This is a genomic window from Aureivirga marina, from assembly GCF_015767265.1.
Taxonomy (GTDB): domain Bacteria; phylum Bacteroidota; class Bacteroidia; order Flavobacteriales; family Flavobacteriaceae; genus Aureivirga; species Aureivirga marina.
In genome coordinates this window covers 21,676-39,014 of the sequence record NZ_JADPIB010000007.1, presented here as the reverse complement: position 1 = coordinate 39,014, position 17,339 = coordinate 21,676, and the positions used below count along the sequence as shown (strand labels likewise).

At 29.0% G+C, this 17,339-nt stretch carries 12 protein-coding genes; 1 reads left to right on the top strand and 11 read right to left on the bottom strand.

What is annotated here, in order from left to right:
• Nucleotides 1-68 precede the first annotated feature (68 nt).
• Complete coding sequence (locus I1A51_RS14130) at nucleotides 69-4,982, top strand: DNA repair ATPase (RefSeq protein WP_196895015.1); 4,914 nt, start codon at nucleotides 69-71, stop codon at nucleotides 4,980-4,982.
• A 60-nt stretch (nucleotides 4,983-5,042) separates the two neighbouring features.
• Here the strand turns inward: I1A51_RS14130 and I1A51_RS14125 are convergent, their stop codons facing one another.
• The 11 genes from I1A51_RS14125 to I1A51_RS14075 all read right to left on the bottom strand — a co-directional run bounded on the left by I1A51_RS14125 (nucleotide 5,043) and on the right by I1A51_RS14075 (nucleotide 17,304).
• Nucleotides 5,043-5,636 carry a lipoprotein signal peptidase gene (locus I1A51_RS14125; RefSeq protein WP_196895014.1) on the bottom strand — a complete coding sequence of 198 codons (594 nt, stop codon included), beginning with the start codon at nucleotides 5,634-5,636 and terminating at the stop codon, nucleotides 5,043-5,045.
• Nucleotides 5,637-5,792: 156 nt separating this feature from the next.
• The gene (locus I1A51_RS14120; RefSeq protein WP_196895012.1) at nucleotides 5,793-6,179 is read right to left on the bottom strand and encodes a TraR/DksA family transcriptional regulator; all 387 of its coding nucleotides are present in this window, start codon (nucleotides 6,177-6,179) and stop codon (nucleotides 5,793-5,795) included.
• Between the two features lie 4 nt (nucleotides 6,180-6,183).
• Complete coding sequence (ileS, locus tag I1A51_RS14115; protein ID WP_196895009.1) at nucleotides 6,184-9,585, bottom strand: isoleucine--tRNA ligase; 3,402 nt, start codon at nucleotides 9,583-9,585, stop codon at nucleotides 6,184-6,186.
• Between the two features lie 265 nt (nucleotides 9,586-9,850).
• Nucleotides 9,851-10,342, bottom strand: a complete 492-nt coding sequence (locus I1A51_RS14110; RefSeq protein WP_196895007.1) for a cupin domain-containing protein — start codon at nucleotides 10,340-10,342, stop codon at nucleotides 9,851-9,853.
• A gap of 91 nt (nucleotides 10,343-10,433) precedes the next feature.
• Entirely contained in the window at nucleotides 10,434-13,031 is a 2,598-nt protein-coding gene (locus I1A51_RS14105) for a TonB-dependent receptor (protein WP_196895005.1), read from the bottom strand.
• Between the two features lies 1 nt (nucleotide 13,032).
• Entirely contained in the window at nucleotides 13,033-13,824 is a 792-nt protein-coding gene (locus I1A51_RS14100) for a GLPGLI family protein (RefSeq protein WP_196895004.1), read from the bottom strand.
• A gap of 84 nt (nucleotides 13,825-13,908) precedes the next feature.
• Nucleotides 13,909-14,148, bottom strand: a complete 240-nt coding sequence (locus tag I1A51_RS14095; protein WP_196895002.1) for a hypothetical protein — start codon at nucleotides 14,146-14,148, stop codon at nucleotides 13,909-13,911.
• Between the two features lie 343 nt (nucleotides 14,149-14,491).
• Nucleotides 14,492-14,950 carry an RNA methyltransferase gene (locus I1A51_RS14090; protein WP_196895000.1) on the bottom strand — a complete coding sequence of 153 codons (459 nt, stop codon included), beginning with the start codon at nucleotides 14,948-14,950 and terminating at the stop codon, nucleotides 14,492-14,494.
• 78 nt (nucleotides 14,951-15,028) lie between these two features.
• Nucleotides 15,029-16,024, bottom strand: coding sequence for an acyl-ACP desaturase (locus I1A51_RS14085; RefSeq protein WP_196894998.1), 996 nt, complete (start codon nucleotides 16,022-16,024; stop codon nucleotides 15,029-15,031).
• 20 nt (nucleotides 16,025-16,044) lie between these two features.
• Nucleotides 16,045-16,779 carry a lysophospholipid acyltransferase family protein gene (locus I1A51_RS14080; protein WP_196894996.1) on the bottom strand — a complete coding sequence of 245 codons (735 nt, stop codon included), beginning with the start codon at nucleotides 16,777-16,779 and terminating at the stop codon, nucleotides 16,045-16,047.
• 93 nt (nucleotides 16,780-16,872) lie between these two features.
• A complete protein-coding gene (locus I1A51_RS14075) occupies nucleotides 16,873-17,304 on the bottom strand; it encodes a hypothetical protein (protein WP_196894994.1) in 432 nt (143 codons plus the stop codon).
• Nucleotides 17,305-17,339: the final 35 nt, after the last annotated feature.

Sequence of the window (17,339 nt, the reverse complement as noted above, 5' to 3'; positions counted from 1 at the left end):
TTAAAGAAAATAATCACACCCTTTTTTTATCTCTTTAAAAAGAGAAACGTAAACTTAAACCAAAAAAAATGAACGATCAAAAAGAAAATATAGAAAATACAGAAATGCAATTAGACGGAGGAACGTATGAGATTCTGAAGCAAAGATTGCGTAAAGACAATGTAGATTTAAGAGAAAGATTAAATCAATTAAATGTTGCTAGAAAAGATGTTTTTGGAGCGATTGATTTTCAACTTCAAGCCACAGAAAGAGTAACGACAAATTATAATTGTGTGCCTTGGGATATGTTTTCTTTGGGAAATCATTTTCTTTTTGGTTACAATATTCACATGGGCTTGAAAACGGAAATAAAACTAGAAGATGTTTTTAGTTTTTATTGTTTCCGAGATCATGAATTTCATCAAGCTACTCTAGAAATTTTAGACGACGAAAATTTCCATAGAGATTTTCAGAATTTATATAAATATTACAGAGATACACAGTTTGTAAAGTTTGCAAAAATTGGTCAGTATCTTCATATGGTTTTCCGTTTTGGAACTCGTGAGGAAGATATCAAAACGTTTAAATGGCTGATAAAAGAAGAAACATTACAATATGTAGATAATCGAAGTGAACATGAATTTCGTTTTCCACATCAACATGAATTTCGTTGGAAACAAACGACTCGTGAGAACTTTTGCGAGGGAGAACATCCACATATTTCGATAGAAGATATTGTTTTTGTAGAAACAGTTGGTGGGGATTTAACCATCAAAGTAGAAGACAATACAAAGGATGGAAAAGGAATTTACAATGAACCTGTAAAACATCAGGAACAACGATTGGATGATGCAGAAGTAGAATATGCAATCATTGATCATTTAGTGATTTTTAGAATTAAACCTTACCAAGAAGCGTTTCGTTATTTTGTTTATAACAGCAAATTACAAGAAGTAAAACGTGTAGATTCGATGGAAGAAGCTTGTATTTTACTTCCAGAAAGTCAAGGTTTACTTTTCTCGGATGGTTATTATTTACAATCTGGAGAATACAAACGTTTTGAGCAAGATTTGGAACACATGCTTTTTGAAAGATGTATTACTTCGCCAAATGGAGAGGATTTCTTGTATGTGTTTTACAATCAAAGCAAAGGAGTTTATTTACTTTTGCCTTATAATTTGATTGAGCAAAGAGTAGAAAATCCGATTGTTTGTCATGGTTTTTCTTTATTTGATAATGGAGAAATGTGTTTGTTTAAAGCAGAAGAAGAAGCGAAAAAACACCATGCAATTCAGATTTGGCAAACACCTTTTATTGGAGCAGATTTTCAAATTGATGGAAATAAAGATTCGTTTTTATACAAAATCGGAAATAAAGATATCGTTCGTGCGATGGCGGAATGTCATTCGCTGATGACTTTGACAGATAAAGAAGAAGTTTACAACGATTTATATTTAGACATTATAAAATATAGTACAGATGTTTTAGATACGTATCATTGGTTAAACAAAAAAGAAACTTTTGAACTTACAGTTCCGCTTCATGCTATAAAAGAAACGGCTTCAGCAGCTGTGGAAGAATATGAAAAAGTTCGTCAGATTCAGCAAAATACTAAAAATGAATATGAAAAAGTTACAGCAGAAGCAGATGAGTTAATTCGTGTAATCAAAAGAGAAATTCCACATCATATTAATGATTTTGTACAGTCATTGACAAATCTTCGAAAAGTTCGTGGAGAAGTGATTTCTTTGAAAGAATTGCGTTATGTAGATATTGAAGCTGTTGAAAACTATGATGAAATTTTAGGGCAATTCACGGAAGAAACTTCTAAATCTTGTGTGCAATTCTTATTGAAAAAAGAAGCTTTAGCTCCATATCAGCAAAAAGTTTCGGAATTAACAGCAGAAATTGAGCAAATCAAGAAAGTTGTTGAAGCAAATGCTTTAGAAGAAAAAATCACAGAAAATGCTGCGGAATTAGAAATGTTAATCGAAATTGTTTCTAATCTGCAAATTGAAGATGCGACAGAAACAACGAGAATTATTGATAATATTTCGGAGATTTATGCTTCTTTCAACCAAATAAAAGCGAGTTTAAAAAGAAAACGTAAAAGTTTATTAGGAGAAGAAGGAAAAGCAGAATTTAATGCGCAAATCAAATTAGTTGATCAAGGAGTTGTAAACTACATCGATTTATGTGATACACCAGAAAAATGTGAGGAATATCTTACAAAATTGATGGTACAACTAGAAGAATTGGAAGGGAAATTTTCTGAATTTGATTCTTTTGTTGAAAAAATATCTTTAAAAAGAGAAGAATTATACAACGCTTTTGAATCGAAAAAAGTTGCTTTAGTAGAAGCTAGAAATAAAAGAGCAACGACTTTACAACAAACTGCAGAAAGAATTTTAAAATCTGTAAAAAGTAGATTATCTCGATTTAAAGAAGTTTCGGAAATCAACGGATATATTGCTTCCGATTTGATGGTGGAGAAAATCCGAAAAACGATTGAAGAACTTGAAAATATTGGAGATTCTGTAAAAGCTGATGATATTCAAAGTAAGCTGAAATCTTTAAAAGAAGAAGCAATTCGTCAGCTAAAAGATAAGTCAGAACTTTTTGTTGATGGGAAAAACATTATTCAGTTTGGAAATTATAAATTCTCTGTAAACACACAGAATTTAGATTTAACTATGGTGTTCAAAAATGATAAAATGTATTATCATTTGACAGGAACTGATTATTTTGAAGAAGTTGTAGATAAAACTTTTAATGAATATCGGCCAGTTTGGAATCAGATTTTACCTTCAGAAAATAGAAATGTATATCGTTCGGAATATTTGGCTTATCAGATTTTAGAAGCTGTAAAGAGAAAAGAATTAATTGATAATACTACAAAAGCAATTATCACTTGGGATGATATTTCAACTTTAGATTCGAAAGATTTATTGAAAGTTATCCAAAAATTCAGTGCTTCCAAATATTCTGAAGGTTATGTGAAAGGAGTTCATGATCAAGATACTTTGTTGATTTTACACAATTTAATTCAAATGTATTCACATGTTGGAATGCTAAAACATGATGCAACAACTCGTGCTTTTGCTAGATTTTATTGGGAAATTTGGGAAAAGGAAGAAGCAAAGAAAATTTTAGAACAACAACTAAAAGCAGCAGGAATTTTATTAAAAGTTTTTCCAAATACAAAAGAATTTGAAGCAATAAAAAACCAAATGCAAAATCGTTTAGAAATTTGCTTTGAATCTGAAAACATCACTTGGAATACTTCTGTAGAACAAGCTTGTGATTATCTTTTTGATGAATTAGCATTTAATGAAAACTTTGTGATTGATGCAAACGCTGCGGATTTAGTACATTCTTTTGATATTGAATTACGAGGAAAAAAGATGAAAAATGCTTTTGAAAAATCGATGGAAGAAATCGAAGATATGAGCATTCGTTTTCAGACAATTCAGACTTGGTTAAAAGCGTTTATGCAAAATTCGAAAAGTTCATATATCAAAAATGTAGAAGAAGCAGCTTTATTAATCATTTTACAATCGGATGTGAAGAAAAATGTGCATAAAGTAATTACAGAAGAAACTTTAGAAAATTTGACTGGAACACATGAAATTATTGAAGATGGAAAATACCAATTAAACATTCATGATTTCCAGAATAAATTGGAAAAATATAGTGAAACTGTAGTTCCAACGTATGAGAAATTTACTTCTTTAAAACACGAATTATTAGAAGAAACTTCAGAAACGATGCGACTTGGAGAGTTTAAGCCGAGAGTTCTTTCTTCTTTTGTGAGAAATCAATTGATTGATAAAGTTTATCTGCAAATTATTGGAGCGAACTTAGCGAAACAAATCGGAACTGCTGGAGAAAATAAAAGAACCGATTTGATGGGACTTTTATTATTAATTTCTCCTCCAGGATATGGAAAAACAACGTTGATGGAATATGTTGCAAACAGACTTGGTTTGATTTTTATGAAAATAAACGGGCCTGCTTTAGGACATGATATTACTTCTGTAGATCCGTCTGAAGCAACAAATGCTGGAGCAAAACAAGAATTAGAAAAGTTGAATTTGGCTTTTGAAATGGGGGACAATGTAATGATTTATTTAGACGACATTCAGCATTGTAATCCAGAGTTTTTACAAAAGTTTATTTCGCTTTGTGATGGACAGCGTAAAATTGAAGGAGTTTATAAAGGAAAACCTAAAACCTATGATTTCCGAGGAAAGAAAGTTTGTGTGATAATGGCAGGAAATCCATATACAGAAAGTGGAGAGAAATTCCAGATTCCAGACATGCTTGCAAACCGTGCAGATATTTATAATCTTGGAGATATTCTTGGAGATTCGGCTTATGAATTTGAATTGTCTTATATAGAAAATAGTATTACTTCGAATCCAACGCTTTCAAAATTGGCGAATAAAAGTCAAAAAGATATTCTGACCATTTTAAAAATTGCAGAAACAAATCAGAGAGAAAATGTAGAGTTTGAAGCAAATCATTCGGCAATAGAAATCAAAGAATATATTTCTGTATTCAAAAAGTTAATTGAAGTTCGAGATGTGGTTTTAAAAGTAAATCAAGCTTATATTCAATCAGCAGGAATTTCGGAAGAATATAGAACAGAGCCAATGTTTAAATTGCAAGGTTCGTATCGTGATATGAATAAAATGGCAGAGAAAATTGTTCCTGTAATGAACGATAAAGAACTTAAAACATTAATTATTTCGCATTATGAGAGAGAATCTCAGACTTTAACTTCAGGAGCAGAAGCGAACATTTTGAAATTTAGAGAAATGATTGGACTTTTATCTGAAGAAGAAAAAGATAGATGGAATTCCATCAAAGAAACTTTCTTGAAAAAACAAAAATTAAACTTAGTTGGAGGAAATCAAATGGGACAAATTTTAGAACAAATGGAAGCAATTTCAGAAAGTTTACAGAAAATGGCTCAAGTGGATAGAATTTCTTTGAATTAAAAATAAAAAAGTCCTTTAAGTTTTACTTAAAGGACTTTTCATTTATAAATTAATTTATTCTTATTTATGTTTTGGAAATACTTTTTTACTAAAAACAATTAAAATTCCAACACCAATACTAATTGCAGTATCAGCGACATTAAAAATTGCATTAAAAAAAGTAAATGGCTTACCTCCTACACCTGGAATCCAACTTGGCAAATCTCCTTTCCAGATTGGAAAATAAAGCATATCTACAACTTTTCCATGAAATATAGTACCATAAGGTTTTTCAGAAAATAATGTTGCTACATGACCGTAACTATCATCGAAAATAATTCCATAAAAAACAGAATCAATAATATTACCTAAAGCTCCAGCAAAAATTAGAGAAACAGCAACAATTAATAACGGGGTTGCTTTTGTTTTGATAGAATTATAAAGCCAATATCCGATTCCTGTTATTGCAACTAATCGAAACAATGTCAAGAATAATTTTCCACCTTTTCCACCAAATTCAGTTCCCCAAGCCATTCCATTATTTTCTACAAAATGAATTCGGAACCAATCAAACACTTTAATTTCTTGCCCTAACACAAAATGTGTCTTTATCCAAATTTTACTAATCTGATCAATTAATAAAACTAGAATAATTATAAATACTGCTTTTTTCAATTGTCTCAATTTAAGTTTTTACAAAAATAGGATTTTATCTTATTTATCCTATTTTCAAATATTTTTTAAGTTGTATTCACAAAGATAATGATATGAATACACATAAAAAAAGAGCTTTCTGTATGAAGAAAGCTCTTTCTTTATATTTTAAAAAAATTAATATTGCATTTTTTTAGCTTCGATACTTAAAGTAGCGTGTGGAACTAATTTTAATCTTTCTTTATTGATTAATTTTCCTGTCACTCTACAAATTCCGTATGTTTTATTTTCAATACGGATTAAAGCATTTTTTAAGTCTCTGATGAACTTCTGCTGACGAATTGCTAATTGCACATTCGCTTCTTTAGACATTGTTTCAGATCCTTCTTCGAAAGCTTTAAACTGAGGAGAAGTATCATCCGTTTTATTACTTGTACCATTTTTAAAAACAGACTCTAACAGACGTAAATCCTCTTCAGCATTTTTAATCTTCTCTAGGATTATTTCTTTAAATTCTTCTAGTGATTCATCAGAATATCTTTCTGTTGTTCCATCGTTTATCATAACCTTAAATTTTTTGAATAGCGATTTCTGTCTGAATTTCATCAAATTCAACAGCAATACCATTTCCAACTCCACCACTATAGTTTATTGAAACTGTTTGCGTTTCTGTTTTGATATATTCTTCGTTTTCAGAAATTGCTGGTGTTAACATTTCGTTTTCCTTAATCGTTAATGCCACTTTATCAGTTACTTCTAAACCTGAATCCTTACGTAAATTCTGAATTCTATTTACTAACTCTCTTGCGATTCCTTCATTTTTCAGAGTCTCTGTAATCGTAATATCTAAAGCAACAGTAATATTATTATGACTTGCAACTAGCCAACCTTCAATATCTTGAGAGCTAATTTCAACATCATCCTTACTTAAAGATACTAATTCTTCGTTAATACTGATAGAAATACTTCCTTTTTTCTCGATTTCAGCGATATCCTCTTGTGAAAGCTTATTAATTTCAGCAGAAATTAACTTCATATTTTTCCCAAATTTAGGTCCTAATACTTTAAAATTTGGTTTAATATTTTTCACTAAGATTCCTGATGCATCTTCTAAAAGTTCAATTTCTTTCACATTAACTTCGGAAAGAACTAAATCTTGAATTGCCAAAATATCTTCTTTATCATTTGCTTCCAAAATTGGAATCATAATCTTTTGAAGTGGCTGACGTACTTTTAAGTTTTCTTTTTTACGTAACGACAATACCATAGAAGATATTTTCTGAGCTTTCTGCATTTTTCTTTCTAAAGCTTTATCCACCATAGATGCATCAAACTCTGGGAACTTAGCCAAATGTACAGATTCAACGTTATCTTTTCCTGTTACACTTGTTAAGTCTTTGTAAAGTCTATCTGTAAAAAATGGAGAAACTGGGGAAGCTAATTTAGCAACAGTTACCATACATTTATATAATGTTTGGTATGCTGAAATTTTATCTGTTCCATATTCACCTTTCCAGAATCTTCTTCTACTTAAACGTACAAACCAGTTACTTAAGTTTTCTGTTACGAAATCTTGAATTGCTCTTGTTGCTTTTGTCGGCTCATATTCTTTGTAGAACTTATCCACGTCTTGAATTAATGTATGCAACTCAGAAAGAATCCAACGATCAATTTCTGGTCTTTCTGCTGTTGGCACATCATCCTCAGCATAAGTAAATCCATCTAAATTTGCGTATAAACTAAAGAATGAATACGTGTTGTATAAAGTTCCAAAGAACTTACGACGAACCTCATCAATTCCATCTACATCAAATTTTAAGTTATCCCATGGATTTGCATTTGAAATCATATACCATCTTGTAGCATCTGGTCCATATTTATCTAAAGTTTCAAAAGCATCTACAGCATTTCCTTTACTCTTAGACATCTTTTGACCACTTTTATCTAAAACTAAACCATTAGAGACTACATTTTTATAAGCTACAGAATCAAAAACCATTGTTCCGATTGCATGTAACGTATAAAACCAACCTCTTGTTTGATCCACTCCTTCTGCGATAAAATCAGCAGGGAAAGATTCTCTATTATCAATTAATTCTTTGTTTTCAAAAGGATAATGCCATTGTGCATAAGGCATAGATCCAGAATCAAACCAAACGTCAATTAAGTCTGCTTCTCTCTTCATTGGTTTTCCTGAAGAAGAAACTAAAATAATTTCGTCTACGATATTTTTATGTAAATCAACATTTGCATAGTTTTCGTCACTCATGTTTCCGATTTCAAAATCTGCGAAAACATTTGTATCCATAAAACCAGCTGCAACTGATTTTTCGATTTCTACTTTTAATTCTGCAACAGATTCAATAATTATTGCTTCTGCTCCATCTTCTGTTCTCCAAATTGGAAGAGGAATTCCCCAATAACGAGAACGTGATAAATTCCAGTCGTTTGCATTCTTTAACCAGTTTCCAAAACGTCCTTCTCCTGTTGATTTTGGTTTCCAGTTAATTGTTTCATTTAAATCAAACATACGATCTTTCGTTTCTGTTACTTTAATGAACCAAGAATCTAATGGATAATATAAAACTGGTTTATCAGTTCTCCAACAATGTGGGTAACTGTGTTTATATTTCTCAACATGAAATGCTTTATTTTCTTCTTTTAATTGAATAGCAATTTCAACATCTACAGATTTTTCAGGAACTTCATTTGTGTTATAATACTCATTCTTTACATACTTCCCAGCGTAAGGTCCCATGTGCTCTGTAAATCTTCCTTGTAAATCTACTAATGGAACTGGATTTTCATGTGCATCTAAAACTAATAATGCAGGAACTCCAGCATCTTTCGCTACTTGTGCATCATCTTGTCCAAAAGTTGGAGCTGTATGTACAATTCCTGTTCCATCTTCCGTTGTTACGAAATCTCCAGGAATTACAACAAATGCTTTGTCTGCATTTTCGTAAGGTTGTGCATAAGGTAATAATTGCTCATATTTCACACCTAAAACATCTGCTCCTTTGAATTCTTTTGCAATGAAATAAGGAATTTTATTATCTCCTTTATTAAAATTAGCTAATTCAGCAACATCTTCCACTACGAAGAATTTCTTACCAAATTGCTTTCCAACTAAGTTTTTAGCTAAAATTACATTGATTTCTTTCCCTGTATATTGGTTAAATGATTTTACTAAAACATAATCAATTTTCTTCCCAACTGTTAAAGCAGTATTTGAAGGAAGTGTCCAAGGAGTTGTCGTCCAAGCTAAGAAATGTACATCACCATCAATATCTGCAAAGATTTCAGGTAATGTTTCTTTTACAGCTTTAAACTGAGCTACGATTGTAGTATCTGTTACATCTTTATAACATCCTGGTTGGTTTAATTCATGAGAACTTAAACCTGTTCCAGCTTTTGGAGAATATGGTTGAATTGTATAACCTTTATAGATTAAATCTTTTTTATACAATTGTGCTAAAAGCCACCAAACTGTCTCCATATATTTTGGTTTGTAAGTAACATATGGATCTTCCATATCTACCCAATAACCAATTCTTTCCGTAAGATTATTCCATACATCTGTATAACGCATTACTGCTTTTCTACAAGCATCGTTATATTCTTCTACAGAAATCTTCGTTCCGATATCTTCTTTTGTAATCTGTAATTCTTTCTCTACACCAAGTTCAACTGGAAGACCATGTGTATCCCAACCTGCTTTACGCTTTACTTGATATCCTTTCAATGTTTTATAGCGGCAAAATATATCCTTAATCGTACGTGCCATTACGTGGTGAATTCCAGGCAAACCGTTTGCTGAAGGTGGTCCTTCAAAAAACACAAATGGTTCGTTATCTTCACGAGACGTAATACTTTTTTCGAAAATATTATTAGTTTTCCAAAAATCTGCTACTTCCTCAGCAGCTTGTACTAGGTTTAGTCCTTTATATTCTTTATACTTTGCACTCATTTTTATGCTACTATTCAATTGATTTGCGAAATTACGGATTTTTTTTTATTAAATTTTTTTTCTGCTTAAAAACAAATGACTGTTAGCAATTTTTTAAAATTTGATTGTATTTCGATGTTTTTTTAAAACGTTTTTTATTTTTAAACAATTCAATTCTAAAAATATTGTTTATTAAATAAAATTATCTTCTTTCAAAAAAAGTAAAACCTTAATTTTTAAACATTTAAAAACAAAAAAGCTACATAAAAAATGCAGCTTTCGGAATTTATCTTGTCAACTTTGTTATAATTTGATTCAATTTTGGATATTCTGAAATTAATTTTTCACGCTCTGCTAATTGGAAATCATCAAAATCAAAACCTGGAGCAACAGTACAACCAACAAATGAAAAATCTTCTTTATTTTTCACTGTAGCTGCAAACCAAACGCCAGCAGGAACAACATATTGTGGAATTCCATCACCTTCTAATCCTACTTCTTGTTGCGAATAATTTCCTTCTTTATCAATTGTATGAACAATCACAGGTGAACCAGCATAATAATGCCAAGTTTCATCTTGATTTATTTTATGAAAAGCAGAAAAATTTTCAGATTTAAGCAAATAGTAGATTCCTGTTGCATAATTTCTATCTCCACTAAATTCTTCTCCTAGAACTTCTTTTGGAATTGTTCCTTCACTTCTATAAACTTCTTTATAAAAACCACCTTCTGGATGTGGAAGCATCTCAAATTTATCTATAAAATATTGTGCAGTCATTTTCTTTAATTTAATATCAACTTACGAAGTTAGGGAAAATGCTTTTAGGTTTTTGATTAAAAAAAGAGTTAAATTGAAATCAAGATTATTTTTAAAAAGTATAACTCAAACCTATTATAAAACGTCTTGGTAGCAAATCTAATTCATAGGAAGACTTTGAATAATCGTTTACAGTAATTTGTCTAAACTTATCTTCATTTAAAATATTTTTCAAATAAACACCTAATTCTAGCTTGCTTTTTTTAGGTCTATAGTTCAAATTAAAATCAGAGAATATATAATCATGTGATGTATCATTTAAATTTGGCAACAAATATGTTGTAATAAAATTAGATGAAATTGTTTCTGATATTTTAATTTTTAAATTGGTACTATTTTCAAATCTTTCATTAATAATCCTATCGCCATTTTCTGTTTTAGTTTTTGAATAATTATGTGAAAATTCAGTTTCAAAATTAATAGGAAAATCATAAGCTGAACTTATTTTTACAGTATTTTGAAATGTATCAGAAATATTTAATCTCAAATCAGAATTATTTACAATATTCTTATAATTAGATTTGGTATAATTGGAATTCAGACTAATAACTAAACTAATATCATAAAATAATTTTTCACCAAAAAGATTTATTCCAAATTCTTCTGTATTTTCACCTAAAAAGAAATTTTGAATCCAAGTCTCTGTTGGTGTAATTTCATATCTAGAAAAGAAATTTCCTTTAGATTCTCTATAGGATAATCTTGAATTAAATTTAATATTTTTTAAAAGATTATAATACATATATCCTAAACTTGCACTTCTATTTCTTTGCAATTTTAAACTTGGAGTATTACGAATTTCGTTTCGATTATTAGTTATTACAGAATTTCTATAAATATAATCTTCTGAAATAGGTCTTTTATTTTCATTTATATTCCCAATTAATTTTGAATTTTTTGTAAAATGATATTGAATAGTTAAACTTGGATTTAAAATCCAATTATTTTCTACAGAATCATTTAGTTTTTGTTGTAAAATATTCAATTTATACGAAGGAATAAAAGACCATGATTTATAGCTATATTTTATAAACCCATTTTGATAAATGATTTTCTGAAAATATAAATCATTATTATAATCAAATTCGTTATTAGAAGAAATAAAAGGTAATTCTAGGTTTTTATAACCCACATTTAAAGAATATTTTGTTTTATTTATTTTTCCAAATAATTTCATATCAATAGAAACTACTTCTTTTTCGAAATTACTTTTTTGATTAAGATAAGATTCAAATAAATTAATCTCTTCTAACTTCATTTCTTGTGGAGCATTGTCTTTACTATAATTTGCTATAAATTGTAAAACAGAACTATTTGATAATTTTTGAGTATAAATTAAATTTTGCTTAAAAAAGATTTCTTCTGTATTAATATTACTATGATAATTTGTACTAGAATTAGTAACAATAGTACGTAAAGCATCTCTATTTTTCTGAAATATTTTACCTTTATATTCTAACAATGAAGAACTAGATGTATGATATTTCATTTCTAAATCACTTCGATATAAAGTTGGTTTGTTAATCTCAGAAACAGCATCTGAAGTAACAAAATAAGTTTCTTCAATTTGATTTTCCATTTTAGAGAAACTATTTGCTCTAATTTTATCTTTTATGTAATAAAGATTTAATTTTATATTCCATTTAGAATTCAATTTCCACAAGCTACTTATATTTCCAAAATACATATCATTATTATTGGAACGATCATCAACCAAAATTCTATCTGAAAGTAATTTTGGTGCATATAATTCATTTTCTTTGCTAGCTTCTATATTAAAGTTAGAACTAGAAAAATCAAATGGAGAATGATTAATTCCCATATTATTATATGATAAAACTCCAAAAGATTTATGTTTTTTAGCAATTCCTAATACCGTCGCATAAACATTTTTTAAAATTTTACCATCAGCATCAATACCTCCACCAAAATCTGCACTTCCTGACAAATCTATTTTTCCTTCTTTCAATTTTAAATTGATAGCTACTTTTTCACTATGTTCTATTCCTTTTAAAAGATGGTTTTCAGAATAATTTTCAATTGCTTCTATTTTTTCAACTATTCCTATATTTATATTTTTAGAACCTAACGTATAATTACTTCCGAAAAGGTCATCTCCATCTAGCATAATCGTTTCAATAGATTTTCCTTTATATTTGATACGTCCAGTTTTTTCATTAACATCAATTCCAGGAATATTTTTCAGTAAATCCTGTACCTTCTTATCACCTTCTTTTACATATTTGCTAGCATCAAAAACAGCTGTATCTCCCTTTTCTTCAAAAAAACGTTTGTTTGCTTTTATAGTTATTTCCTCTAATTCATTAACTTCTTCTTTTTGTAGGTAAAAATCAAAAGAATAAGTTTTATCTTTTTCTAAATTATCAAGTATTTCATAAGCCAAAATATATTTATTTGCTTTTACTTCTATAATAATTTTAGAATATTCTTTTTTTAATTGAAACGAAAACTTTCCTTTTCTTGCAAAAACATATTCGGAAATTTTTTTTGTATCTAAATCTGTTTTAATCGATACAGTAGCAAACGGAATATCAATTCCTTCTGTATCTTTTACAATTCCCTCTATTTTTTGCCCTAACATAGAAGAAGAATAAAAACACAGAAAGAGAATTGCAATTTTTTTAAGCATTCTAAAAACTCATTGTTTTAATTCCTAAATCTTCTAACTGATCTTTTAATTGTATTTTTCCAGTCTCTCCTGGTGCAGAAAGAGATTTTAATTTTTTAAACATTTTCTTCAAATATTCTTCTTTCATACTTACAAATTCTTCCCAAGAAATAGTTTCTATATTTTCCATATTTCGACTATCTATTTTAAAATCTACTCTATTCTTTTTTATTTCTTTTGCTTGTAATACAAAATAATCATCTACACTTTTCACTGCTAAAATAACACCAGGTAATCCATCAAATTTCCATGGACCTCCATAATTTCCAAGTTCACTTGTAAAATAAGCTTCATATTTTCTTCCTCTAAATTCTGCTGTTGCTTTCTGACAAGTAAAACCCATAATTTCTTTTGTTTCTTTTGAATCAATATTCCAATTGAACAGAGAAGTTAAATTCTCTTTTATTATCAAAAACCTACCTCTTTCTTGTTTTCTGAAAACTATAACATCCTCTATAAAACTCTTATAAAAGAAATCTTTTTTAATTGGTTTATAATGATTATCTGATAGTTTAGCTCTTTCATAATCTCCATAAGGTTTAATTTCGTCAACAAAATCAGAATATTTAAACTGAGTATGAGTTGTATCTAAATTATAGAATACCGATTTCTCTGCTGTCATTTTTAATACATAATCCATTTTTGTAGACATAATCCCTTCATCACAATTTTCTTCTACTGAATAAGTTATTTCAATATTTTGTGCATTCATAAATACTCCTAAAAAAAGGAATAAGAAGGTTAGTTTTTTCATAACATGTAATTTATTTTTAATTATTTTTTTCAGAATACAATAAAAAACTGTATTGAAAATCAATACAGTTTTATTTATCTTATGTTATACAGAAATAGGTGCAGATGTCAATCTTTCTAATTTTTCATAACATCTTTGTTTAGCTTTTTCACAAGACATAAACCAATTTCCTGCAGATGTTTCTATACGAATATCACCATCCCATGTAGAACAAGTTTCAACACATTCAGGCTCGGTCTCAATATTAGATTCTGAACTATTTTTTAAATTAATCTCTGTTGCAAATAATGCAGTAGTTATAGTTGCAATAGCAACTAAACTCAAAAGATTTTTTTTATTTTTTCATCAATTTAATATACTTTTATTAAAACATCAAAGTATAAAACGTTCTCTCTTTTTCTTTAAAGTGGATTTTGAGTTTTTCAACTTTGAAATAATAATTACAGCTGTTTTTAAAAAACAATTAATTTAAGCTAGCTTTTAAATAAATTGTTAATTTTTTATCTCTTTCATACATTAAGGTCTGTAAATATAAATAAGATATTTTATAAAATTAAAAATTCTGCAAAAATATCTTATTTATCTTTTTATTATAAACTCTTTTAAACTTTCACATACAAAAATTAAATCGAAAGTTTAAAAAAAATAAATTTTGTAATCTTTTAAATTATTTAAACTTCTTTTTCATATTTCGATCATACATCACAATACTTCCAGCGACAGCAACATTTAGACTTAAACGTGTATCGAATTTAATCAAATGATGCGATTTTTCAATTGCTTTTCTTGATAATCCATGATCTTCAGCTCCTAAAAGATAGACACAACGACGTGGATGTTCAAAAGTTTCTAAAGGAACTGCTTTTTCATCTAATTCTACTCCAACCAACATTGCACTTTTTGGAAGATGTGCATAAAAATCGTCAAAATCTTTATAATGAAAATAAGGCATTGCTCCTACAGCTTTATGTGTATCACAAGCTTGTTTTGCATATCTATTTCCGATTGTAAAAATAAAACTTGCACCCATATTTTGAGCAGAACGCCAAAGAACACCTAAGTTTTCAGGAGTTTTTCCATTATAAATTCCAATACCAAAATATCCTTGCTCTAAATTATCTACCATTTTTTTATTTTTGAGAGGACAAAATTAAGGATTAAATTACATCCATAAAAAAAGAGGTTTTAAAAACCTCTTTTCTAATTATATTTTTAATTCTGGTTGCATTAACCATTTGAATTCATATTTCGTATCTGGAACAACAATTCTATCTGTAATTCTCTGCATTCTTGAAGGAAGACGCATTAGATAATCTCTTGCTCTTTCTGCTTCATCAGTTAATCCTTTGATGTTTTGAATATCCCAATCTTTGATAAGTTTTTCTAAAATATCAATATAATCTTGTGCTGTATAAACACCTGCTCTTTGTGCAACAGTTGAGAATTGGTCAAATAATGTTCCTTTATCTCCTCCAGATTCACGTAAATTCATTGCAGGCATCACAATTTTATGTTTCATCATATGATGGAAAGCAAGCATCATTTCACTTGGATCATATTGGAAAATGTGACGAATAAAATCTGTATAAGCTAAATGGTGACGCATCTCGTCTCCAGCTATGATTTTCGACATTTTAGCTAAAGCTTTATGTCCTTTTTTCTTTGCGATTTTAGCAACATTTATATGTGAAATATAAGTTGCTAACTCTTGAAAACTTGTATAAACAAAGTTTTTATACGGATCTGTAGAAGTTCCGATATCGAAACCATCATTGATTAAATATTGTGTCGTGATTTCAACTTCACGCATATTTACTCTTCCAGAAAGGTATAAATACTTATTTAAAACATCTCCATGACGATTTTCTTCACCTGTCCATGCTCTAACCCATTTTGCCCATGAATTATCATGTGGATCTTGCTGAACACCTTCTAAATCTAATAACCAAGATTCATAAGTTGGTAAAGCTTCTTCTGTAATTGTATCTCCAACAAGACATACCCAGAAATCATCATCCATATCTTTTGATAATTCTCTAATTTCTTTTACCTCTTCAATAAAGTTTTCACTTTGAGAGTCTGGCAAAAAATCAGAAGGTTGCCATATTTTTTCTGTTGGAATAAGATATTTGTCTACAAACTCTCCGATACTTTTCTCAAGAGTTTGCATCACTTCTAGTCTAATATTTTTTACTGACATATTGCCTATATTAAGGGGTTTTATGCTGTTACAGCACTTTTCACTGTTTGTTCTACTTCTTTAAAAAGCTCATCAAATGGCATTGAATCTGCTTTTATTGGTTTATGTGCAATAATTTCTAAATGCACACCGATATTTAGGGGAAAACTACCTTTTTCAACAAGTTTCCAAGAGTTGTTAATTGTTACTGGAACTACATAAGCTCCAGGTGCAAATTTTACTAACATTTTAACTCCATTTTCAGAAAATCGTTTTGGTTTTCCTGTCTTACTTCTTGTTCCTTCTGGAAAAATCACGCCAGAGTAATTATTTTTATGCAAAAATTTTCCAAAATTTCTAATTGCTAATAAAGATTGTTTTGCATCTTTTCTATCAATTAATACAGAACCTCCATGGCGTAAGTTAAAAGAAACACTTGGAATTCCTTTTCCTAATTCTATTTTAGAAACAAATTTTGGATGATATTTTCTCATAAAATAAGAAATTGGAGAAATATCATACATACTTTGGTGATTTGAAACTAAAATCATTGGAGCATCTTCTGGAAAATCTCCTTCTGCTTTAAACGTAATTTTAGTTCCTAATATTTTTAAACATTGTAATAAAGTAAAATTAAAAGCATCTACAGTCCTTTTATGTCCATTATAACCTCCTAATTTCAATCCTGCCCACTGAATGACATGAAAGATTACAAGAGTTAAACCAAAGGCAATATAATAGAAAACACTTAATATATACGATAATATAGTTTTCATGATTGGGTTTAGATTTTAGTTTGGCAAAGAAACAAAAAAAATCCTAAGTACTAAGACTTAGGATTTTCTATAATTTAAATATTTATGTTTTTCTTAAGAAGCAAACCATAATTTCCATGGAATTTTAGCTAAAATCAATAATAATGCGATTCCGTAAAAAATCATGATTGTCTTAAATTTAGATTTATCCTCTGCTTTCTTTTTATGTTTAGAAAAACCAATCGTAATTAATGCAATTGCAATTAACATTGTGATTGGGTGTTCTACAACAGCATTTCTAGCTTCTGAATTTTTCATTACAGCTCCCATTCCTCCAGCTCTTAAAGCTTCTAATTTTGGAGACATGAAATACCAAATAATTCCAACTAATAATTGAATATGAGAAGCAATTAATGTAAATAAATAAATCTTTTTGTTTTTGTCTGAGTATTTTTTGTTTGAAGAAAAACCTACAATACTATTCAGTAAAGAAATGATTACTAGTAATAATACAGCGTAGGCAACATATGAATGTACTTGTAACATGATATTTTATTTATAGATTCGAACAAAAATAAGCA